At 71.5% G+C, this 21,146-nt stretch carries 18 protein-coding genes and 1 pseudogene; 9 read left to right on the top strand and 10 right to left on the bottom strand.

The genetic code is table 11. The features are described 5' to 3' along the window. Positions 1-80: 80 nt before the first annotated feature. Together ACFYXH_RS04625 and ACFYXH_RS04620 are read left to right on the top strand one after the other, a co-directional pair. Positions 81-725, top strand: coding sequence for a GNAT family N-acetyltransferase (locus tag ACFYXH_RS04625; protein ID WP_389560503.1), 645 nt, complete (start codon positions 81-83; stop codon positions 723-725). Between the two features lie 155 nt (positions 726-880). Further along, positions 881-1,363 (top strand): protealysin inhibitor emfourin, encoded by a 483-nt coding sequence (locus ACFYXH_RS04620; RefSeq protein WP_389560501.1) that lies wholly within the window; start codon positions 881-883, stop codon positions 1,361-1,363. A 20-nt stretch (positions 1,364-1,383) separates the two neighbouring features. Here ACFYXH_RS04620 and ACFYXH_RS04615 read toward each other — a convergent pair whose 3' ends face one another. From ACFYXH_RS04615 to ACFYXH_RS04605, 3 genes and pseudogenes are all read right to left on the bottom strand, one after another. Beyond that, positions 1,384-1,599, bottom strand: a complete 216-nt coding sequence (locus ACFYXH_RS04615) for a hypothetical protein (protein WP_389560677.1) — start codon at positions 1,597-1,599, stop codon at positions 1,384-1,386. 71 nt (positions 1,600-1,670) lie between these two features. Beyond that, positions 1,671-1,733, bottom strand: a pseudogene (locus ACFYXH_RS04610) (glyoxalase); the annotation flags it as partial. 98 nt (positions 1,734-1,831) lie between these two features. Further along, on the bottom strand, positions 1,832-2,614 hold the full coding sequence (locus tag ACFYXH_RS04605; protein WP_389560499.1) for a rhomboid-like protein: 783 nt from the start codon (positions 2,612-2,614) through the stop codon (positions 1,832-1,834). A gap of 299 nt (positions 2,615-2,913) precedes the next feature. On the opposite strand from ACFYXH_RS04605, the gene ACFYXH_RS04600 reads away from it, so the two are divergent. The 4 genes from ACFYXH_RS04600 (at position 2,914) to ACFYXH_RS04585 (ending at position 9,648) form a co-directional block, all read left to right on the top strand. Then, entirely contained in the window at positions 2,914-3,591 is a 678-nt protein-coding gene (locus ACFYXH_RS04600; RefSeq protein WP_389560497.1) for a spermidine synthase, read from the top strand. Between the two features lie 103 nt (positions 3,592-3,694). Beyond that, positions 3,695-4,432 (top strand): response regulator transcription factor, encoded by a 738-nt coding sequence (locus ACFYXH_RS04595; RefSeq protein ID WP_327326033.1) that lies wholly within the window; start codon positions 3,695-3,697, stop codon positions 4,430-4,432. A gap of 10 nt (positions 4,433-4,442) precedes the next feature. Continuing rightward, a complete protein-coding gene (locus ACFYXH_RS04590) occupies positions 4,443-5,552 on the top strand; it encodes an ATP-binding protein (RefSeq protein ID WP_389560495.1) in 1,110 nt (369 codons plus the stop codon). A gap of 289 nt (positions 5,553-5,841) precedes the next feature. After that, on the top strand, positions 5,842-9,648 hold the full coding sequence (locus ACFYXH_RS04585; RefSeq protein WP_389560494.1) for a multifunctional oxoglutarate decarboxylase/oxoglutarate dehydrogenase thiamine pyrophosphate-binding subunit/dihydrolipoyllysine-residue succinyltransferase subunit: 3,807 nt from the start codon (positions 5,842-5,844) through the stop codon (positions 9,646-9,648). Between the two features lie 124 nt (positions 9,649-9,772). Here the strand turns inward: ACFYXH_RS04585 and ACFYXH_RS04580 are convergent, their stop codons facing one another. The 4 genes from ACFYXH_RS04580 to ACFYXH_RS04565 all read right to left on the bottom strand — a co-directional run bounded on the left by ACFYXH_RS04580 (position 9,773) and on the right by ACFYXH_RS04565 (position 16,619). Continuing rightward, entirely contained in the window at positions 9,773-13,096 is a 3,324-nt protein-coding gene (locus ACFYXH_RS04580; RefSeq protein WP_389560493.1) for an SAV_2336 N-terminal domain-related protein, read from the bottom strand. Between the two features lie 4 nt (positions 13,097-13,100). Beyond that, positions 13,101-14,102, bottom strand: a complete 1,002-nt coding sequence (locus ACFYXH_RS04575; protein WP_389560492.1) for an AAA family ATPase — start codon at positions 14,100-14,102, stop codon at positions 13,101-13,103. Positions 14,103-14,208: 106 nt separating this feature from the next. Further along, positions 14,209-16,212 (bottom strand): trypsin-like peptidase domain-containing protein, encoded by a 2,004-nt coding sequence (locus ACFYXH_RS04570; RefSeq protein WP_389560490.1) that lies wholly within the window; start codon positions 16,210-16,212, stop codon positions 14,209-14,211. Next, positions 16,209-16,619, bottom strand: coding sequence for a CU044_2847 family protein (locus tag ACFYXH_RS04565; RefSeq protein ID WP_389560488.1), 411 nt, complete (start codon positions 16,617-16,619; stop codon positions 16,209-16,211). The genes ACFYXH_RS04570 and ACFYXH_RS04565 overlap by 4 nt, the downstream gene beginning before the upstream one ends. Positions 16,620-16,774: 155 nt before the next feature. Here ACFYXH_RS04565 and ACFYXH_RS04560 point away from each other — a divergent pair, with 155 nt between their 5' ends. Then, positions 16,775-16,957 (top strand): DUF6104 family protein, encoded by a 183-nt coding sequence (locus ACFYXH_RS04560; RefSeq protein WP_003961784.1) that lies wholly within the window; start codon positions 16,775-16,777, stop codon positions 16,955-16,957. A gap of 33 nt (positions 16,958-16,990) precedes the next feature. Here the strand turns inward: ACFYXH_RS04560 and ACFYXH_RS04555 are convergent, their stop codons facing one another. Beyond that, positions 16,991-17,809, bottom strand: a complete 819-nt coding sequence (locus tag ACFYXH_RS04555; RefSeq protein ID WP_389560486.1) for a hypothetical protein — start codon at positions 17,807-17,809, stop codon at positions 16,991-16,993. A gap of 181 nt (positions 17,810-17,990) precedes the next feature. On the opposite strand from ACFYXH_RS04555, the gene ACFYXH_RS04550 reads away from it, so the two are divergent. After that, positions 17,991-18,842 carry a DUF4097 domain-containing protein gene (locus ACFYXH_RS04550; protein ID WP_389560484.1) on the top strand — a complete coding sequence of 284 codons (852 nt, stop codon included), beginning with the start codon at positions 17,991-17,993 and terminating at the stop codon, positions 18,840-18,842. A 1-nt stretch (position 18,843) separates the two neighbouring features. Then, positions 18,844-19,866 (top strand): helix-turn-helix transcriptional regulator, encoded by a 1,023-nt coding sequence (locus tag ACFYXH_RS04545; RefSeq protein WP_389560483.1) that lies wholly within the window; start codon positions 18,844-18,846, stop codon positions 19,864-19,866. 455 nt (positions 19,867-20,321) lie between these two features. Here ACFYXH_RS04545 and ACFYXH_RS04540 read toward each other — a convergent pair whose 3' ends face one another. Both ACFYXH_RS04540 and ACFYXH_RS04535 read right to left on the bottom strand, forming a co-directional pair. Beyond that, positions 20,322-20,885, bottom strand: coding sequence for a Clp protease N-terminal domain-containing protein (locus ACFYXH_RS04540; RefSeq protein WP_389560481.1), 564 nt, complete (start codon positions 20,883-20,885; stop codon positions 20,322-20,324). Further along, on the bottom strand, positions 20,885-21,094 hold the full coding sequence (locus tag ACFYXH_RS04535) for a helix-turn-helix domain-containing protein (RefSeq protein ID WP_040248424.1): 210 nt from the start codon (positions 21,092-21,094) through the stop codon (positions 20,885-20,887). The genes ACFYXH_RS04540 and ACFYXH_RS04535 overlap by 1 nt, the downstream gene beginning before the upstream one ends. Between the last annotated feature and the right edge of the window lie 52 nt (positions 21,095-21,146).

The following is a 21,146-nucleotide window of genomic DNA, read 5'->3' as shown; positions in this document are numbered from 1 at the left end:
TCGCGAGGCGAGGCTCCTCGCGATGTAATAGCCAATCATCGATTTTGTCTATTACGCATCCAGCTGCCCGAGGAGTACGGATGACCTTCGAGTCCACCGCCGAGACCGTCCGGGCCTGGGTCCACGGCTGGGTCGCCTCGCGCGGCGCGGCGGATCCCGTCGCCGAACCCTGGGGGTTCAGCGTCGACGTGGGCCAGGTAAAACACGCCACGCGCCATGTGCTGACCGCCGACGACGAGGCGACGGTCCGCAAGATCGCCGACGCGGTCGCGGCCCCGAGCGTCTGGCTCAAGGTGTTCGCCGACCCCGATTCCGTCCTCTCCTGGGCCGGGCCGGGCTGGAAGGTCGACGAGCCGGGCTGGCTGATGTGGGCCGAGCTCCGCCGTACCGAGACCGCCGTGCCCGACGGCTACTCCCTCAAGACCTGGTCCCGCGGCGGCGTCACCCGCGTCCTGGTGGTCGCCGCGGACTGCTCGTTCGCCGCCCGCGGCCAGATCGCACCGACCGGCGCCACCGCCGTCGCCGACCAGGTGGAGACCTCGTCGGCGCACCGGCGCAAGGGGCTCGGCAGCCTGGTGATGCGTACGCTCCACAACGCCGCGGTCGAACAGGGCGCGGGCATCGGGGTGCTGGGCGCGACACCGGAGGGGCGGGCACTGTACGAGTCGCTGGGCTGGCGGACGCAGGCCCCGCTGGTCAGCCTCTACTACGACCCGACCGGCTGACCCGTATGCCCGACCGGCCGACCCGTACGCGCGACCGGCCGACCCATGCGCCCGACCCGTACGCGCGACCGGCTGCCCCGTACGCCTGACCGGTCGGGGCGCCGGAGGAGATACTGCGGGCACGTACGGGTGCGGTACGGACGACAGGTGGGCACATGCGACTGATCACACGGGCTCGGTGCGGTACGGCGGGTGTGCTGCTGGCCGCCGCCCTGACGGCGGGGTGCGCGGGAGGCGGCGGCGCCGGGTCGCCGGGCCCGGCGGAATCAGCGAGCGCCTCGCCCGCACCGTCGCCCTCGGCGACCACTGCTCCGGCGCGGCCGCTGGTCGGGATGACGGTCACCGGCGGCATCGCCGGCGTACATGACACGCTGGTGGTCCGGGACGACGGCACTTACACCACGTCCTCGAGGACCGGACCCGCCCGGACCGGCCGGATGACACCCGCCGAGCTGACCGAGCTGCGCACGGCCCTGGAGAAGGCGGATTTCGCCCGCCTGCCCCGCGAGGCCACAGGCAGCCCGATCGCGGACGGATTCACCTACCGGCTCACGTACGCCGGTCACACCGTCACCACCGACGACACGACACGGCCGCCGGCCCTGCGGGCGGTGTTCGCCGCACTCCCGCAGGACTGAGACCGGTCCCACCGGGGCGGTCAGCTGCGCTCGACGATCCGGAGCGTGTTGCCGTCCGGATCGCGGAAGAGGAACACCGCCGGCACTCCGCCGCCCCAGCGCAGCACGTCGGGGCCGGCGTCCACACCTGCGGCCAGCAGGGCCGCGTGGTCGGCGTCCGCGTTCTCGGTCGTGAGGCGGATGCCCGTCTCGACGCCGGCGGGCAGGTCATCGGTCGCGGCGACGAGCGCGAGCAAGGTCTCCGCCCCCAGGGCGCGACCTCGATCCAGCGCTCGCCCGCTCCGAAGGGCGTGTCGACGCGCTTCTCGAAGCCCAGCGTGCCGACATAGAACTCAAGGGCCCGGTCCTGGTCCGTGACCGGGATCGACACCGTACGCACCTGGGTGACGCGAGTCTTTGCGTGGTTGCTGCTCACTTCGGTCTCCTGTTCGCCGGTCTACCCATCAGGACGGCCGGCGCCGGAGAAACTCATCGGCCGTGGAGCACGGACTCTTCCCGCCGCGCCGACCAGCGGCCCACCGCGGGCCAGCAGGCGATTCCGGCCAGCAGTGCCAGCGGATGGCCCCAGTTGGTGAGCGGATCCTCGAGGGCGAGCAGGTCCTGGACGAGGATCAGGGACACACAGCCGAGGAGCGTGCCGCGAGCCACCGGGCGGAGCAGTCCGGCCAGGGCGCCGATGCTCGCCATCAGACCGAAGCTGATGCCGTAGTCGAGGCGGTGCAGGGAGCTGACGGGCAGATGTCCGGTCGCCACCGAGACCGCGACCGGTATCTCCGTGGCCAGCGTCGCCGCGACATGGCCGACCAGGAAGACTCCGGCGGCGCGCCAGCCGCCGATGCGGCGTTCCAGCGCGGTGAGCGTGAACAGGAACGCGATCGCGTACGGGCCCAGCAGACCACCCGCGACCCACAGCGCGCTGGCGCCGAGAACGAGCAGGGGGGTGTCCACCAAGTGGGCGACGTCGGTACTGGAGCCACGGAGCAGCGAGGAGACGATCGCGGGGTCTCCGTACTGCGCGAAGAGCGACGTGGTGAGCAGTACGAGGACGTAGCAGAAGGTGAACGGCGTCCCGGTCGGCGTGGGCAGCAACTGGAGCGCCTGCCGCCACAGGGGCAGCCGCGGGCACGGGACGGGCCTGGGTGCGGACGGGAGGGCAGGCGTCGCGACCCGCGTCGGCGCCGTGGGCTGGGCCGGGATGCCGCCCAGCAGCTCCTGGCCCTTGACCGGATCGCGCGTCGTCAGCTGTTCCACGCGTGAGGCCCCTCTCGTCAAGCCCCGAACGAACCCCCACCCAACGCGATCACCATCACCCCCGTCTATGACCTGCGCCACATGAGGCAACCTTGATCCCACCTCGAGCGTCGTGCGCACGTCAGGTCTTGCCGAGCGGTCTGTGATCCCGCTGTGGCCCGGCTGTGAATCGGCGGTGAACCGCACCGGCCCGGAAAGCATTTGTCCCTCTCGCCCCATGGCGCCACTATGGCCACCGCAACGCGTCCGACCGCTCCCCCGCCTTCGGCGGGGAGACCCCTTGCCCGGAGGTCACCGCCATGCCGCTCCATACCGACGGCCCCGTCACCCTGGACCGGCGCGAGGGGCCGTACGGGGAGGTCGTGCTGCGGCAGCGTGGCGAGCATCACGAGATCATCGCCAACGGGTGCTTCCTGATGGACACCTCCGACGGCCGCTCCGAGCGTCTGCTCGTCGACGCGGCCCTCGACGCGCTCGCCGGCCACCTTGCACCGTCGGTGCTCATCGGGGGTCTCGGCGTCGGCTTCTCGCTGGCCCGTGCCGCGGAGAACCCCCGCTGGCGCCGTATCGCCGTCGTCGAGCGCGAGCAGGCGATCATCGACTGGCACCGCACGGGCCCCCTCGCCGCGATCTCCCGCGACGCCCTCGCCGATCCCCGCAGCGTGATCCTGCACACGGACCTCGTCACGTATCTCCGCACCACTACGGACCGCTACGACGCCCTCTGCCTCGACATCGACAACGGACCCGACTGGACCGTCACCGACGACAACGAGAACCTCTACTCACCGTCCGGACTCGCCGCCTGCCAGGGCCGGTTGGAGCCGGGCGGAATCCTCGCCGTGTGGTCCGCGCAGCCCTCCTCCGCGTTTGAGGATGCGTTGCGGAATGCCGGATTCACCGGGGTTACAACCGAAGAGATCCGGGTTGCCCGAGGAGTCCCCGACGTGGTCCACCTCGGTGTTCGCCCTGCGTAGCCGGGATGCCGTAACTGCCCTTACGCTGCTCACCTACACACGGCATCTACTTCGGCATCCACATCAGCATGCAGCTCGCGAGAACGCGTACAGGGGCGGGGCGATGGAGCAGACACACACCACGCACAACGGCGTCGCGGCCACGCCCGGCGCCCAGCGCCGGGTGCTGGTCGTCGAGGACGACGCGACGATCGTCGACGCCATCGCCGCCCGTCTACGGGCAGAGGGCTTTCTGGTGCAGACGGCCGTGGACGGCCCGGCCGCCGTCGACGCCGCCGAGGCCTGGCAGCCCGATCTGATGGTTCTCGATGTGATGCTGCCGGGCTTCGACGGCCTCGAGGTCTGCCGCCGGGTCCAGGCGACGCGTCCCGTCCCCGTGCTGATGCTCACAGCGCGCGACGACGAGACGGACATGCTGGTCGGCCTCGGTGTCGGCGCGGACGACTACATGACCAAGCCGTTCTCGATGCGGGAGCTCGCGGCCAGGGTGCATGTGCTGCTGCGCCGGGTGGAGCGCGCCGCGCTCGCCGCCGTGACGCCGCGCAGCGGGATCCTCCGCCTCGGCGAGCTGGAGATCGACCACGCCCAGCGCCGGGTCCGGGTGCGCGGCGAGGACGTACATCTCACACCCACCGAGTTCGATCTGCTGGTCTGCCTGGCGAACACGCCGCGCGCGGTCCTCTCCCGCGAGCAGCTGCTCGCGGAGGTGTGGGACTGGGCGGACGCCTCGGGCACCCGGACCGTCGACAGCCACATCAAGGCCCTGCGCCGCAAGATCGGCGCCGAGCGGATCCGTACCGTCCACGGCGTCGGCTACGCGCTGGAGACGCCGGCACCATGAGGCGGCGGCCATGAGACGGCGGCGGCCCTGGAACGGGCTGCGCAACCGGCGGAGCCGGCTGCGCTCCGTTTCCATCTCGATCAAGACCAAGCTCGGAACGCTCGTCGTCGTCTCGGTCTTCATCACCACCGGTCTGCTCGTGGTCGCTCTGCGCACCGAGACCGAGCTCCGTTTCATCACGGTGTTCTCGGTGATAGCGACCCTCCTGATCACCCAGTTCGTGGCGCACAGCCTGACCGCGCCGCTGGATGAGATGAACACCGTCGCCAAGGGCATTTCGCACGGCGACTACACACGCCGGGTGCGCGGTGCCGACCGCCGTGACGAGCTCGGCGACCTGGCCTCCACCATCAACCGCATGGCCGACGATCTGGAGGCCGTGGACCAGCACCGCAAGGAGCTGGTCGCGAACGTCTCGCACGAGCTGCGCACGCCGATCGCCGCGCTGCGCGCCGTGCTCGAGAACGTCGTGGACGGGGTGTCCGCCGCAGACCCGGAGACGATGCGCACCGCGCTCAAGCAGATCGAGCGCCTGGGCCGCCTGGTGGAGACGCTCCTCGATCTGTCCCGGCTCGACAACGGCGTCGTCACGCTGCGGGCCCGCCGCTTCGAGGTCTGGCCGTACCTCTCCGGTGTGCTGAAGGAGGCCAATCTGGCCGCCGCCCAGCGCGGTCTGACCTCCGGGTCAGGCAACCACACGCGTACGGACGTACATCTGCACCTGGATGTGTCGCCGCCCGAGCTGACCGCACACGCGGACGCCGAGCGACTGCACCAGGTGGTGGCCAATCTGATCGACAACGCCGTCAAGCACTCCCCGCCGCACGGCCGCGTGACAGTACGGGCCAGGCGCGGCTCCCAGCCGGAGTCCCTCGACCTGGAAGTGCTCGACGAGGGCCCCGGTATCCCGGAGCCGGAGCGCCACCGAGTCTTCGAGCGCTTCAATCGCGGCAGCGTCACCTCACCGCACGGACCCGGCAGCGACGGCGGTACGGGCCTCGGCCTGGCGATCGCGCGCTGGGCGGTCGATCTGCACGGCGGGCGCATCGGGGTGGCCGAATCCTCCCGGGGATGCCGGATCCAGGTCACCCTTCCGGGCCTTCGGGCAGCACGCGGTTGACGTAGGGTTCGAACCGGAAGCACGCATTCTGCGTGTACGGAGTGAGGGCGTGGCCAATAGCGGGCCAGTACGTCGTCAGGGGTGCGAGCCGACGGGTCGCAGCCACGGTGTGGCATACCCGCGCGAAGCGGAACCGCGCTTGTTTCCCGCCATTCACAGCCCCGAAACCCGCCGTCCGGTGTGACTTGCGCGACGATGGCCCTCCCCGCCTGCACCTCTCGGCCAGGGAGGCGTAGCCTTTATTTCCGCTGTCCATCACCTTGTGAAGCGGAAGAGGGCGGTTACCGCCGTGTCGTCTCAGTCCCCCAGTAACGCGAGCATCTCGACCGACCAAGGCGGGCAGGGTAAGAACCCTGCCGCCGCGTTCGGCCCCAATGAGTGGCTCGTCGACGAGATCTACCAGCAGTACCTCCAGGACCCCAATTCGGTCGACCGTGCCTGGTGGGACTTCTTCGCCGACTACAAGCCGGGTACGTCCGGCACGGCGGACAAGCCCGAGGGTGCCGCAGCCGCGGGGGCTGCGGTGACCACTCCGCAGGCCGCGCCATCGGCCGCCCCGGCCGCGAAGCCGGCAACCCCGGCACCGGCACCGGCCGCTCCGGCCCCTGCCGCAGCCGCGCCCGCCGCCCCGGCGAAGCCCGCGGCCGCCGCTCCGGCGCCCGCGAAGCCCGCCCCGGCCGCCGCCAAGCCGGCCGAGGCCGCCGCTGCCCCGGCCACCGAGGCCCCGGCCGGCCCCGAGTACGTGACGCTGCGCGGCCCGTCCGCCGCGGTCGCCAAGAACATGAACGCCTCGCTGGAGCTGCCCACGGCCACGTCCGTGCGCGCCGTCCCGGTGAAGCTGCTGTTCGACAACCGCATCGTCATCAACAACCACCTCAAGCGCGCCCGGGGCGGGAAGGTCTCCTTCACCCACCTCATCGGGTACGCGATGGTGCAGGCCATCAAGGCCATGCCGTCGATGAACTGGTCCTTCGCCGAGAAGGACGGCAAGCCGACCCTGGTCAAGCCGGAGCACGTCAACTTCGGCCTGGCCATCGACCTGGTGAAGCCGAACGGCGACCGCCAGCTGGTCGTCGCGGGCATCAAGAAGGCCGAGACCCTGAACTTCTTCGAGTTCTGGCAGGCCTACGAGGACATCGTCCGCCGCGCCCGCAACAACAAGCTGACGATGGACGACTTCACCGGCGTCACCGTCTCGCTGACCAACCCCGGCGGCCTCGGCACCGTGCACTCCGTGCCGCGTCTGATGCCCGGGCAGTCGGTCATCATGGGCGTCGGCTCGATGGACTACCCGGCCGAGTTCCAGGGCACATCGCAGGACACCCTGAACAAGCTGGGCGTCGCGAAGGTGATGACCCTCACCTCGACGTACGACCACCGGGTCATCCAGGGTGCCGCGTCGGGCGAGTTCCTCCGTATCGTCGCGAACCTGCTGCTCGGCGAGAACGGCTTCTACGACGAGATCTTCGAGGCGCTGCGCATCCCCTACGAGCCGGTCCGCTGGCTCAAGGACATCGACGCCTCGCACGACGACGACGTCACCAAGGCGGCGCGCGTCTTCGAGCTGATCCACTCCTACCGGGTCCGCGGCCATGTCATGGCCGACACCGACCCGCTGGAGTACCGCCAGCGCAAGCACCCCGACCTGGACATCACCGAGCACGGCCTCACGCTGTGGGACCTGGAGCGCGAGTTCGCCGTCGGCGGCTTCTCCGGGAAGTCCCTGATGAAGCTGCGTGATGTGCTGGGCGTGCTGCGCGACTCGTACTGCCGCACCACCGGCATCGAGTTCATGCACATCCAGGACCCGAAGCAGCGCAAGTGGATCCAGGACCGGGTCGAGCGCTCGCACACCAAGCCGGAGCGCGAGGAGCAGCTGCGGATCCTGCGCCGCCTCAACGCCGCCGAGGCCTTCGAGACCTTCCTGCAGACCAAGTACGTCGGTCAGAAGCGGTTCTCGCTGGAGGGCGGCGAGTCCGTCATCCCGCTGCTCGACGCGGTCATCGACTCGGCCGCCGAGTCGCGCCTGGACGAGGTCGTCATCGGCATGGCCCACCGCGGCCGGCTGAACGTCCTCGCGAACATCGTCGGCAAGTCGTACGCGCAGATCTTCCGGGAGTTCGAGGGCAACCTCGACCCGAAGTCGATGCACGGCTCCGGCGACGTGAAGTACCACCTGGGCGCCAACGGCACCTTCACCGGTCTGGACGGCGAGCAGATCAAGGTCTCGCTGGTCGCCAACCCCTCCCACCTCGAGGCCGTCGACCCGGTCCTCGAGGGTGTCGCCCGCGCCAAGCAGGACGTCATCAACAAGGGCGGTACGGACTTCACGGTCCTGCCCGTCGCCCTGCACGGTGACGCGGCCTTCGCCGGCCAGGGTGTCGTCGCCGAGACGCTGAACATGTCCCAGCTGCGCGGCTACCGCACCGGCGGCACGGTCCACATCGTCATCAACAACCAGGTCGGCTTCACCGCCGCCCCGGAGTCCTCGCGTTCGTCGATGTACGCGACCGATGTGGCCCGCATGATCGAGGCGCCGATCTTCCATGTGAACGGCGACGACCCGGAGGCCGTGGTCCGCGTGGCGCGGCTCGCCTTCGAGTTCCGCCAGACGTTCAACAAGGACGTCGTGATCGACCTCATCTGCTACCGCCGCCGCGGTCACAACGAGGGCGACAACCCGCAGTTCACCAACCCGCAGATGTACAACCTGATCGACAAGAAGCGCTCGGTGCGCAAGCTCTACACCGAGTCGCTGATCGGTCGCGGCGACATCACGCTGGAAGAGGCGGAGCAGGCGCTCCAGGACTTCCAGGGCCAGCTGGAGAAGGTCTTCGCGGAGGTCCGCGAGGCCACCAGCCAACCGGCCCCGACGCAGGTCCCGGACGCCCAGGCCGAGTTCCCGGTGACCGTCACCACCGCGGTCTCCCAGGAGGTCGTGAAGCGGATCGCCGAGTCCCAGGTCAACATCCCCGAGCGGGTCACGGTCCACCCCCGTCTGATGCCGCAGATGCAGCGCCGTGCGGCCTCGGTGGAGGACGGCACGATCGACTGGGGCATGGGCGAGACGCTCGCCATCGGCTCGCTGCTGATGGAGGGCACCCCGGTCCGGCTGTCCGGCCAGGACACCCGCCGTGGCACCTTCGGCCAGCGCCACGCGGTGCTGGTGGACCAGGAGACCGGCGAGGACTACACCCCGCTGCTGTACCTCTCCGAGGACCAGGCCCGCTACAACGTCTACGACTCGCTGCTGAGCGAGTACGCGGCGATGGGCTTCGAGTACGGCTACTCCCTGGCCCGCCCGGACGCGCTCGTCATGTGGGAGGCGCAGTTCGGTGACTTCGTCAACGGCGCGCAGACCGTCGTGGACGAGTTCATCTCCTCGGCCGAGCAGAAGTGGGGCCAGACCTCCGGCGTCACGCTGCTGCTGCCGCACGGCTACGAGGGCCAGGGCCCGGACCACTCGTCCGCCCGTCCTGAGCGCTTCCTGCAGATGTGCGCGCAGAACAACATGACGGTCGCGATGCCGACCCTGCCGTCGAACTACTTCCACCTGCTGCGCTGGCAGGTCCACAACCCGCACCACAAGCCGCTGATCGTCTTCACGCCGAAGTCGATGCTGCGTCTGAAGGCCGCGGCGTCGAAGGCGGAGGAGTTCATCAACGGCGGCTTCCGCCCGGTGATCGGCGACGACTCGGTCGACCCGAACGCGGTCCGCAAGGTCGTCTTCTGCACCGGCAAGGTCTACTACGACCTGGACGCCGAGCGGGTCAAGCGCGGCAACACGGACACCGCGATCATCCGTCTCGAGCGCCTGTACCCGCTGCCGGGTGCCGAGCTCCAGGCGGAGATCGCCAAGTTCCCGAACGCCGAGAAGTACCTGTGGGCGCAGGAGGAGCCGGCGAACCAGGGTGCGTGGCCGTTCATCGCGCTCAACCTGATCGACCACCTGGACCTGGCAGTCGGCGCGGACATCCCGCACGGCGAGCGCCTGCGCCGCATCTCCCGCCCGCACGGCTCGTCCCCGGCGGTCGGTTCGGCCAAGCGTCACCAGGCGGAGCAGCAGCAGCTGGTCAACGAGGTCTTCGAGGCCTGACCGGTTGGTTGTACGTCACGGAGGGCCCGTCCCCGCGCGCTGAACGCGGGGCCGGGCCCTCCGGCGTATACGAGAGGTCGCTCTGTTCCGGTCCCTCGACGCGACCTGAACCGGCCTGTCGTGCTCAGGTGCCCCCGGCGCCGAGTCTGGCCAGCTCCTGGCGTACGAGGCTCGCCGCCTCCAGGTCCGCCGCGTCCGCGGCGACCAGCATGCGGAGCACCGCCCGGTGTTCCTCCAGGGCGCGCTCGGGACCCGCGGTGCGTTCCAGGCGGGTGGCTCTCATCCACTGGGCGGTGACGGCCCGTTCGGTGAGGTCGCCGGTCCTCGGTTCGGCGGCGGCGCGGCGGAAGTAGGCGGCGGCGTCGCTGAGCCTGGGGGGCGAGTCGGTGCGCTGGGCGAGGAGTGAGGATGCCAGCGCCCGGTACCACCAGGCATAGGCAGCCAGTTCGGGGTCGTCCGCACCGCGGGCCGTCGCACCCAGGGCCCAGTCCGCCTCGTGGAGGTCGGCGACCGCCTCCTCGGCACGGAAGCGCTCGATGTACGCATGGCCCAGCAGGGCCCTGCGGCGCGGCAGTTCCGGATCGGCGCCGGGCGTCTCGTCGATCGCGCCGCGCAGTGCCCGTACGGCCGCGTGCACATCGACGGCCGAGTCCTTGTCCACACCCCGCTCGGTCAGCTGCCTGCCGAGCGCGGTGAGGATCATGCCGCGGCGGGGATCGCCGGGAGGCAGCAGCGGCAGCGCCGAGGTCCAGGCGGCGATCGCCGAGTCGCGGTGCACCCAGCCGCCGGTGGACGCGTACCGCTGGTCCAGCACGCGGGCCATCCGCAGCAGACAGTCGGCCTCGGCCTCCTCGTCCTTGCCCACGTGCCGGCGCGCCTGGTCCAGGGCCTGGAGGATACGCAGCCTGTCGTCGTCGTCGAGGTCCTCGTGGGCGAACTCGATGGCGTCGGCGTAGTCCAGCCAGGCGCGACAGAGCTCCGCCTGCGGGACGGCGTCCCAGTCGAGTCCGTCGATGCCGGCGTGCAGATCGTTGTCGGCCCGGTCGGCGAAGGCGCGGGCGGCGATGCGGTCCGCCTCGTCGGCCTCCCTGGCGACCGGGCCCTCGCCCCGGTGGTGGCGGGCCAGTTCGAGCAGCAGTCCGCCCCTGATGAGCAGCGCGGACTCCCGGTGTTCGTCCTCCCAGTCTTCGTCCGCCCGGTGCTCGTCCGCCCGGTGTTCGTCGGCCAGCAGCAGATGGACGACGGAGAGCGCGGTCTGCAGTGTGCCGGTGAACCAGTCCTCGGGCCGGCCGGGGCCGCGCAGGGCGTACGGCGCGCCGGTCACCGCAAGGCGCCGCAGCACGCGGATCCTGGCCACCGCGGCGGTCTGCCGGAGCAGCCGCGCACCCTCCGACCGTGGAGTGCTGTCGGTCAGCTCGGCGAGACTGGTGTCCGCGGTCGCCAGCAGGACCGACGCCACCAGTCCCGGGGCATGGGCTTCCGCGGCCGTCTGTACCCGCACCCACTCCGGCATCAGCCGGGGGCTGAGCCGGCCCGCCTCCACCTCGTCCGCCATCGCCTCCAGCACCTGCGCCAGCGTCAGATGCGCCTGCGGCTGTCCCGTGATCGCGTTCTGGGCGGCGTCGAGCGCCTCGCGCAGGTCCTCCGGGAGCGGGCGCACCAGCCAGCGCCGCAGCAGGGCCTCGGCCAGCTCCCCGTACAGCACGGCCCGTTCGGTGGCGCGCCGTTCGGCCTGGGTGGCGGAGCCGAGCAGCTGGATCGCCGAGTCCAGGTCGCGTACGGTCCCGTACTCGCCGAAATGCGCCATACAGGCGCGCGCCTGTGCCACCAGTGCGGCCGGTCCCCCGCCCGGCAGGCCGCCCGGTGGTGCGGTCGGCTCGGCCGCGCCGAGCCGCCGCAGCACCTGCGCCGACACCCGCGCGAAGGCCGAAAGACCGCGGCTGTCCGGACTGCTGAGAACCGCGGGCCTCGGGTCCACCGAGCCCGCGAGGAAGGCCGCGGCCATGGCCGGGAAGTTCCGTACCGTGCGCCCGTAGCGCGTCTCGACGTACTCGGAGCAGTGCTTGAGCACCAACGCCGCGCTGCTCGCGCCCAGTTGGCCGAGCAGCTCTTCGCGTACGCCGGTCAGGAAGGTGTACGCGGGGCCGCCCTCGTCCTCGGCCGGGCCGTCGTCGTCCCGTCGCAGCATCCCGCTGAGCAGCACCTCCGCCAGTACATCGGGACTGCTGCGGACCAGCATCGCGCGCTGGACGAGCTGCATCACCGGAAGGACGAGCGGCACCGCCGACAGATAGACGGCGAGCTGTGCGGCGGCCGGCGACGCGGTTCTGCGGAAGGCCCGCACCCGCTCGCCCGCGTCGATGTCCTGTGCCGTACGGGCCCGGCCCGCGGCCGCCTCGTGACGGCTTCTGACCAGGCCCGCCGCGGCGTTCAACGACTGGCCGGTGGCGCCGGCCACCAGCCGCGTCCAGGCCTCGAAGGAGGAGCGGCGCAGGGCGAGCACAGGCACCGGAATGCCCCGTTCGGCCCCGCCGTACGGCGCATTGAACTCCAGCCGCCCAGCGGGTCCTTCGCGCCGCCGCAGCAGTCCGGGCCGCGCGGGCAGATGCGTACGCCGCCACATGTGCTGCGGCAGCGGCTGCACCACGGCGACCGGCGCGGTCGACGCCCAGATGTGCAGCAGCCGCTGCATCCGGCCGCTGCGCCACATGGGGCCCGCGCAGTCGCTGAGCACCAGGGTCAGCTGCCGACCTGTGGGGTCACCGAGCTGGGCCGGGGTGTGCTCGTCCTCACGCAGATGGTGGACGGCGACCTCGCGGAAGGCCCCGGCGCGTTCGCAGATCTGCCGCAGCTCGTCGAGTGCCTTGTTCCACACGACATTCGACGAGGAGACGTCCATGACGAGGGCGAGGCGCGCCTCACGCCGCCGTACCGCGGCGAGCACCGGCACCACCAGTCCGGTGTCGGCGGCCCGGTCGGCCGTCGCGACCTCGTCGAGCTCGCGGCGGACCAGGCGCATGGGTGGCCGGTAGCGCTGCAGCGGCCGCAGGGCACGCTGGAGCGCGAGTGTGTCGGGGAGCACGGCGGCGGCCGGTACGGGAACCCTCCGCAGATCTCCGTCCGGTACGCCGCCGGCCGCGCCCTCCGACTGTGCGGACCCGAACAGGTCGATACGGGTGCGTGGCACCGGGCCCGGCTTGAACGACAAGGGCGCGGACGTCTCCTTGACGTCCACGGGAGCAGGGTTCACGGGCTGCGGCCCCGCGGGCCCGGCGGGCGCGGCGCCGGGCCGGCGGGGGGCCGCCGCCGGTACGAAGCGGGCCAGCCACAGGGCGTCGGCCAACTCCTCGGCGGTCGGCTTCAGTTCGGCCTCGCGCAGCCGGGTGACCAGCGCGGTCAGCGCGCCGGGCGGCGGGAGGGCGGCGGGGGCCGGGAGGGCGGCGTCCACAGCGTCACCGCTGCCTGGTCTCGAGAGGACGTATCAGCAGCTCGGCAATCTCCTCGCGCCGTCCCGGCTCCTCACGTACCGCGTGCTGCGTGAGGAAGATCGCGTTCAGCAGCTGGTCGGTGGGACGCAGTTCGCCGTCGCCGTCCTCCCGGGTGAACTGGCTGATCAGATCGAGGTTCCGCTCGTCGGACCCGGCCCCGAAGTGCGCCTGGACCATGGCGGCCAGCCGCTCGTCGCGGGGCGGGTCGAGATGCAGATGGATGCAGCGGCGCAGCAGCGGGGCCGGGAAGTCGCGCTCGCCATTGCTGGTCATCACCACGAAGGGGAAGGCGTGACAGCGCACCCGGCCGTCCCGCACCGGCACCCGGCGGCCGTCGTCGGTGAGCACCCGCACCTCGTCCTGACCGGGCCGGTCGGCCATCCGCTCCAGCTCCGGGAGCGCGAACTCCCCTTCCTCCACCACATTGAGCAGATCGTTCGGCAGGTCGATATCGCTCTTGTCGAGCTCGTCGATGAGCAGCACGCGCGGCCGCTCGGCGGGCAGCAGCGCGGTGCCCAGCGGCCCGAGCCTGATGTACCGGCCGATGTCGTCGGCCTGGCGCTCGGCGAGCTGGGCGTCCTGGAGCCGGCCGATCGCGTCATAGGTGTACAGCCCGTCCTTCAGCTCGGTGCGGCTGACGATGGGCCACTGGAGCACTCGGCCGAGGCCGAGTTCGTACGCGACGGAGTGCGCGAGCGTCGACTTGCCGGAACCCGGCTCACCGGTGACGAGGAGCGGCCGCCTCAAGTACAGGGCGGCATTGATCAGTTCGAGGGCTTCGGCGTCCTGGGCGGGCGGGGCCTCGACACGCGCGCCGAGCCGCCGGGTCGATGAGCTGTCGATCGGCGGCGCCGGGTCGGGCAGCGGCTCTCCGGAGAAGGCGCGCCAGGGCGGCGGCGGCGGAAGGTGCCGGATCCGGTCGGGATCCGGTGCGCCGACGCCACGGTAGATCAGCCAGTCGTCCATCGCTCGCTCCTCGTCGGCGGTCGGTGGGACCCGTGGCGGACCACGTCCGTTACGTACCCACCGCCCTGCCGTCCCATTGCTCGTTCCATTGCTCCGCGGCGGCTCCTCATGGGGAGTCCACCGGTCCGCTGTCGTCGGCGGGCAGCGGGCGGCTCGGGTCGTCGTAGAGCATGGCCACCCCCTCGGCCCAGTGTGTGCTGTTCCTCGATCCGCTGATGTCGTCCCGGATACGTCGCAGCCGGTCGGGAAGCTCAATCGCGCCCGCGGTCTGTGCGAGCAGTACGGCCGCGCCCTGATGCACGTCCTCGCAGAACTCCGTACAGCCGTGGTCGGGATGGCCGTCGGTGTGCCACAGGGCGATGCCGTGTCCGGCCTGCAGTGCCATGCCGATGGCTCTCCGTCCGACGCCCCTGCCTGCGGGCCGGCACAGGACGGGTACGGCGGACGGCGGCATTTCCTCGAAGTGGCGGGGCCGGGGGACCTGGCGCTGCGGCGGAGTGCGGCAGGCGGTGAGCGCCTCGGCGGCCAGCATCCCCTCCCAGCGGCGCAGCCAAACGGTGTCCGGTTCTCCTCGTCTCGCGAGGTCACGCAGCACCACCATCCGTCGTACGCCGACATACGCCGGATGGTGGAGCCGGGCCATCTCGGTGAGCTGCCAACGGTGCACGGCGGTGTCGAAATGGTCCGCGGGCAGGGCGACTTCGAGCGGAGCCGGGGCACCGGGCGAATCGACCGAGGCGAAGACCTCGTCCAGCGGGCCGCGCAGCTTCTGAACGATCTGCTCCGGCGGGACGCCTTCGCCCGTCTGCTCCTCGTGCAGCGGCTCGTTGACGTCATGGCCGTCGTCGACCCGGATCCGCCAGTAGAAGCGGGCGGGCCGGGCGTCACAGACCGGCTCCAGCTCGACGATGACGACGGCGGACCCGTCGCCGGGCCGCGGATAGCGGACGACGATCCGGTCCTGGCCGTCGGCGCTGCGCGGGTGCACGAGTCCGGGCGGCAGCGTCGCCTGGGTCACCACGGTGTGCACGATCCGGGGCACTTCCTGAAGCCGTCGAGCCACCCAGTCGGCGAGCGGGGCGACTTCGGCGCCTCGGCTGCGCTCGTACTCCACCACCAGCTGGAGGTAGTGCAGCGCGGCGATGGCGGCGACGGGCTGCCCCGCCTCGTACAGCAGGCCGTGTCCGTCGCGCCAGATGCGGGGCAGCAGCTGCCCGGGCGGCGGGGCGACGCCGCCGCGGGCCTTCTTGGCAAGCTCGGCGACGGGGCGGATACCGGCGGGCGGGTGTACGCCGGCGAGCAGGCTCAGTGCCTCGCGCCGGTCCACGGGGCTCCACTGCTCGCCGCTGGTGTGCACGCCGGCGCCGGGGAGTTGGTCCTGGCGCTCGATCCAGTTGTGCCCGGTGACCTTCGGGGACTGGCCGTGCCAGCGGTCGTGTGCGGCCATGACGAGCTGGTACGCGGGGCCGAACCGGCGCAGGGCGGTGGCGGCGATGGCCATGCCGCCGTCCCTGCCGACGCGCCGGGACTTGAGGATGCCGACGACGGCGCCGGTATGGACGTCGACGACCGGGGAGCCCGAGCCGCCCTTGGGGAACTCCGCCTCTGGCCGGAATCGCATCCCGTAGTCGTCGTCGAAGCCGTTGATCCTGGCGGTGGCCTTCCATCGCACGGCGCGTTTCTCGGCGCCGTCCTCCTGCTGCTCGGGCCGGTAGCCCTGGACTGTGCCGCGGCCGCCGGGGTACTCGGTGCGATCGGTGAGCCATACGCATTCGTGCTCGACATCGGGCTCCACGAGCTGCACCAGGGCGAGATCCTGCTCGACGGGCACCCGCTGCTCGGCACGCGGCTCGCCGTCGAGCAGCCAGCAGGAGAGCTGCGCCTCGAGGGGCTCGCCGCCGTTCACTTCACTGCCACGGAGGTGGAAGACGCGTGCCTGGTCGCCCTTGAGATGGGGCGCGAGGACGTGTGCGCAGGTCAGCACCCAGCCGGGCGCTACGAAGAAGCCGCTGCCCCACATGGCGGCGACGTCCGGCCCTTGCCGCGCGGGCGTGAAGTGGACGGTGGCTGCGCGGGTCAGGGCGTCGATGAAGGAGTCGGAATCGCTCATGAGGTACCGGTGCCCGGGGCGGAGGCTGTGTCCGGGGCCGGGTCCTGGGCGGGGTCCTGGGCCGGGTCCTGGGCCGGCTGATCTTTCAGCTTCCAGGTGAGGGTGACCTGGACGGATGCTTTGGCCTCCCCCGCGGCGAGTACGGCGAGGGCAACCCCGGACTTGGCGGTGAGCTCGACACCGAAAGTGACGCTGGCCTCGTCCGGCTTGGCGGCGGCCGCGGCCTCGAGGACGGAGGCGCCCACCTCGGTGATCAGCCGGTCGAGCTGCTGGACCTTGGCGGTGACGTTCTCGACGAAGCCGACGTCCTCGTCGTCCTCGCCGTATCCGCCACCGCCGGCCGTGGACAGCCGGGCGAGCACTACGGCTCCCCCGGGTAATTCGATCTGCTGGACGCGTCCGTTCACGGTTCCCCCCGTCTCCACGGCCAACTCGTCCCTGCGATACCGCATTTGGGTTCTACGGGAATGGCGACGACCTTACTGGCCTGCACGGTTGCAAGGGAGAGTCGGAAGTCGCCGTAGTCTGAAGAGGTAGATCCCGTACGTACCAGGAGCATGTCTTGTACTTCACCGATCGCGGCATCGAGGAGCTGGAGAAGCGACGCGGCGAGGAGGAGGTCACTTTCGAGTGGCTCGCCGAACAGCTGCGTACGTTTGTGGACCTCAACCCGGACTTCGAGGTCCCGGTGGAACGCCTGGCCACGTGGCTGGCGCGGCTGGACGACGAGGACGAGGACGAGTAGCCGGGCGGCGGGGGCCGGTACCGGCAGCCTGCCCTAGGTGTTCTGTCCACCCCCGCGGCCCCTCATCCGGTCGTACGCCAGCCCCAGCACCCCGTGCCCCATCAGCACCACCCCCGCGACCACCCATCCCCCACTGCGCCGCCGCAGCCCCCACGCCGCCAGCGGTGCCCCCGCCGCCAGCTGGGCCGCGCCCAGGACACGGGCCTTGGGGCCACGGAGCCAGGGGCCCAGCGGGCCCTCCTCCACCGCGTCCAGTTCCGCCCGTACCGCATCGCGCCAGCCCGACCACTCCACTGTCTCGGCGCCCTGCGCACGCGCGACCGACCGCAGCCGGTCGGCCGGTTCACCCGGGCCGATGCCCGTCGGCAGGTCCAGGCCCGACCGGGCCAGGACCGCGATCAGGCCCAGCAGGCGGGCCCGCGCGTCCGCCTCCGGGTCGGGCAGCGTGAGCGGCTCGAGCGCCTGCAGGTCCAGCACCGGATCGAGGCCGAGCCGGGCCGCGAACGTCCGCATCGCCTCGTCCTCGCCGACCGGCCTGCCGTCCGCCAGCCACACGTACCCGACCGGTCGGCGGAATCCGGACGCCAGCGTGAACCCGGCCCGGTCGCCGTCCCACCACAGCGCGAGCACCGGCCAGTGCGCACCGACCGCGAGCGCCGCGGCCCAGCCCGCCAGCACCCGGTCCACCGGTTCGCCGCCGTCCAGCCACGGCTTGCCCTCCGGGACCAGCACGCTCCACTCGTCGCCGGCCGCGACGAGGAGCTGCCGCTCGCGCAGTAGATGGGCCGGGTGGCGTACGGCGGCGGGTTCCGCCCGGCACAGCAGCAGCGCTCCCACGGGTGTCGCGTCCATGGCCCATACGCTAGGCCAATTTGCCCCCATATGGCGCCCAATCGGTCTCGTATGACGCCCGATGGCACTCAATGGCAACCCGAGGGGCCACCCCCACACTTGACACAGCCCAACCGCGATATATCGTGTTCAGCAAGAGACGCGATATGTTGCGTCACGGCCGGCCCAGGGAGGTCGCACCATGTCCGAGTGGTCCGTTGCAGAGCCGAAGAAGCTCACCTTCGACGACCCGGTGACGGCACTCAACGTGCGTATCGTCAACGGAACGGTCAACGTCGTGGGCACGGACGAAGGTTCCGCCCGCCTGGAGATCTCCCAGATCGAAGGACCCCCGCTGATCGTGACCCAGCAGGGCTCCACCCTCACCGTCGCGTACGAGGACCTGCCCTGGAAGGGCTTCCTCAAGTGGCTCGACCGCAAGGGCTGGCACCGCAGCGCCGTCGTCTCCCTCGCCGTCCCGGCCGGCTCGGCCGTAGAGGTCGGCGTCGTCGGCGCCGCGGCCGTTGTCTCCGGCATCCAGGGGCCCACCGCGATACGCGGCGTCAGCGGCGACACCACCCTCGTCGGGGTCTCCGGCGCGGTCCGTGCGGAATCCGTCTCCGGCAACCTGGAGGCCCAGTCCGTCACCGGCGACCTCCGCTACAACTCGGTCTCCGGCGATCTGACCGTGATCGAGGGCGCGGGCTCCTCCGTACGGGCCGAGTCCGTCAGCGGCGACATGGTCATAGACCTCGACCCGGCCGGGAAGCCGACGGACATCCGGCTGACCACCGTCTCCGGCGAGGTCGCGATCCGGCTGCCGCACCCCGCGGACGCACAGGTCGAGGCGAACACCGCGAGCGGCGCGGTCTCCAACGCCTTCGACGACCTGCGGGTCAGCGGCCAGTGGGGCGCGAAGAAGATCACCGGCACGCTGGGCGCGGGCACGGGGACGCTCAAGGCGACGACGGTCTCCGGTTCCATCGCGCTGCTCCGCCGGCCGCCCGCGGAGGACGAACCGTACGACGCAGCCCCCACCGGAAAGGTGCTCTGACATGCCGCCCGTCTTTGCCCATGGCCGACTGCGCCTGTATCTGCTGAAGCTCCTGGACGAGGCCCCGCGCCACGGGTACGAGGTGATCCGCCTGCTGGAGGAGCGCTTCCAGGGCCTGTACGCGCCGAGCGCCGGCACCGTCTACCCGCGGCTCGCCAAGCTGGAGGCCGAAGGTCTGGTCACCCACGCCACCGAGGGCGGCCGCAAGGTCTACTCGATCACCGACGCGGGCCGCGAGGAACTGGCCGGGCGCAGCGGCGAGCTGGCCGACCTCGAGCTGGAGATCCGCGAGTCCGTCTCCGAACTGGCCGCGGAGATCCGTGACGACGTGCGCGGCGCGGCGGGCAAGCTGCGCAGCGAGATGCGCGCGGCGGCGACGGAGACACGGCATGCGCCCGGCGGCGCGAAGGAACGGGCCGACTGGGAGTCCGCCTTCGGCGACAAGGAGGCGTGGCGGGCGGCGAAGGAGGAGCTGCGCCGCGCCAAGCAGGAGTGGAAGGAGCAGGCGCGCCGCGCGAAGGACGAGTCTCGCCGGGCCCGCGAGGACGCGCAGCAGGCACGTCGGCAGGCCAAGGAGGCGCAGGACGCGGCCCGCCAGGAGATGCAGCGCATCGCCAAGCAGGTCCAGGACCAGGTGCAGGACCACTTTGCGCGGGGCGACTGGCCGACGGGGGTACGGGAGGGGCTGTCGGAGCTCAGCATGCAGCTCGGGGGCCTGGCGCGGGGGACGGCCTGGCCGCCGTTCACCAAGCCGGAACCGTCGAACGCGGACGTTGACGTTGACGTTGACGTTGACGTTGACGTTGACGCTGGCGCTGGCGCGGCGCCGGAGTGGGCGAGGGACACGACGGACTCGGGCGACCCGGCACGCGACCTCGACCGGCTGCTGGACCGCTTCCGGGACGACATCAGGGATGCGGCGCGGGACCACGGGGTGACGGAGTCCCAACTGGGCGATGCCCGCCGCCACCTGTCAACGGCGGCGGCCCACATCGGAGCACTCCTACGCAAACCGGGCGCCTGAGCAACGGGGACGCCGGGTCCCTGCCGGGGGTGCGGGGCTTGGGTGCATGGGCGCGCCCGGTCTCGTCTCGGTGGCCGTCCGGGGTCCGCTCCGGGGCTCGTGTCCGGCACTGCGCTGCATCCGATACGCGGCTCCGCCGCGTGGTCACCGCGCTTCGCGCGAGTTGCGACGCTTTACGTCCAGAACACGACCCCTGCGCGTCCCCCTGCCAGGGACAGGCCCGGCGCCCGTCGGGCGCCCGTCGGCGTTGGGGCTTTGTCCCCGGGTTCGCGGCACGAAGCCGCCGGTCGGGGGCGAGCCCCCGGAGTCTGTGGTCTGCGGCGCGAAGCTGCCGCTCGGGGGTGTGGGGGCGTCAGCCCCCACGTACCCCTCCCCGCCAGGGGGGGCCTGGGGGCGCCGCCCCCGGTTTCGGGAAGGGGCGGGGCGGGGCGGGGGAACACCACGCCCCGCACACCTCACCCCGCCTTCGCCGAGCCGCCACCGAACATCGCCCGCTCCACCGCCTCGTACGTCGCCCCGTGCTCCGCCAGCACGTCCGCCACCACGCCCGGCCGTGCCACCAGCGCCAGCAGCAGGTGCTCGCCGCCGATGTAGCGGTCGCCGCGGCCCACCGCGATGCGGAGTGACCGCTCCAGCACGTCCTTCGCCGCCGCGGTGAACGGACGGCGCCCCGGCCACCACCGCCTCGGCTTCCCGCCCGCCTGCAACGCGCCCTGTCCATGCGCCTCTTCGACCTTCGAGACGATCTCGGCCACATCGATGCCGAGCCCCGCAAGCGCATCCTCGTCCGCCTTCGACAGGCCCCCACGCCGCCTCGCCTCCGCCAGCGCGTCATCGACCGACGCGCGACGGTCCGTGATTCCGAGCGACGCGAACGCGAACGCCGCCCGCGTGCCCTCCTGGTCGAGCATCGCCAGCAGCACATGCTCCTCGGTGATGGAGTCCTCGCCCGCCCGCTCCGAGTGTTCTGCGGAGCCCGTCACGACATCCCGGGCGTCTTTGGTGAAACGCTCGAACATCACTGCCTCCCGTACTTCTTGTGTACGGCCTGCCGGCTGACGCCCAGCTCGGCCGCGATCTCCTGCCACGACCAGCCCTGGTTACGGGCACTGCGCACCTGCACGGCTTCGAGCTGTTCAAGGAGCCGCCGCAGCGCGGCGACGGCTCGCAGCCCGATCCGTGGGTCGCGGTCGCCCGCCCGCTCGGCGAGATCGGTTGCTTCGGTCATAACCGTCAACCTACATTGACAGTTATCCACAGTCAACCCCGGTTGACGCCGC

It is taken from the genome of Streptomyces sp. NPDC002730 (assembly GCF_042888805.1).
Taxonomy (GTDB): domain Bacteria; phylum Actinomycetota; class Actinomycetes; order Streptomycetales; family Streptomycetaceae; genus Streptomyces.
The sequence above is the reverse complement of the archived record's forward strand: the minus strand, read 5'-3'. Positions and strand labels throughout refer to the sequence as shown.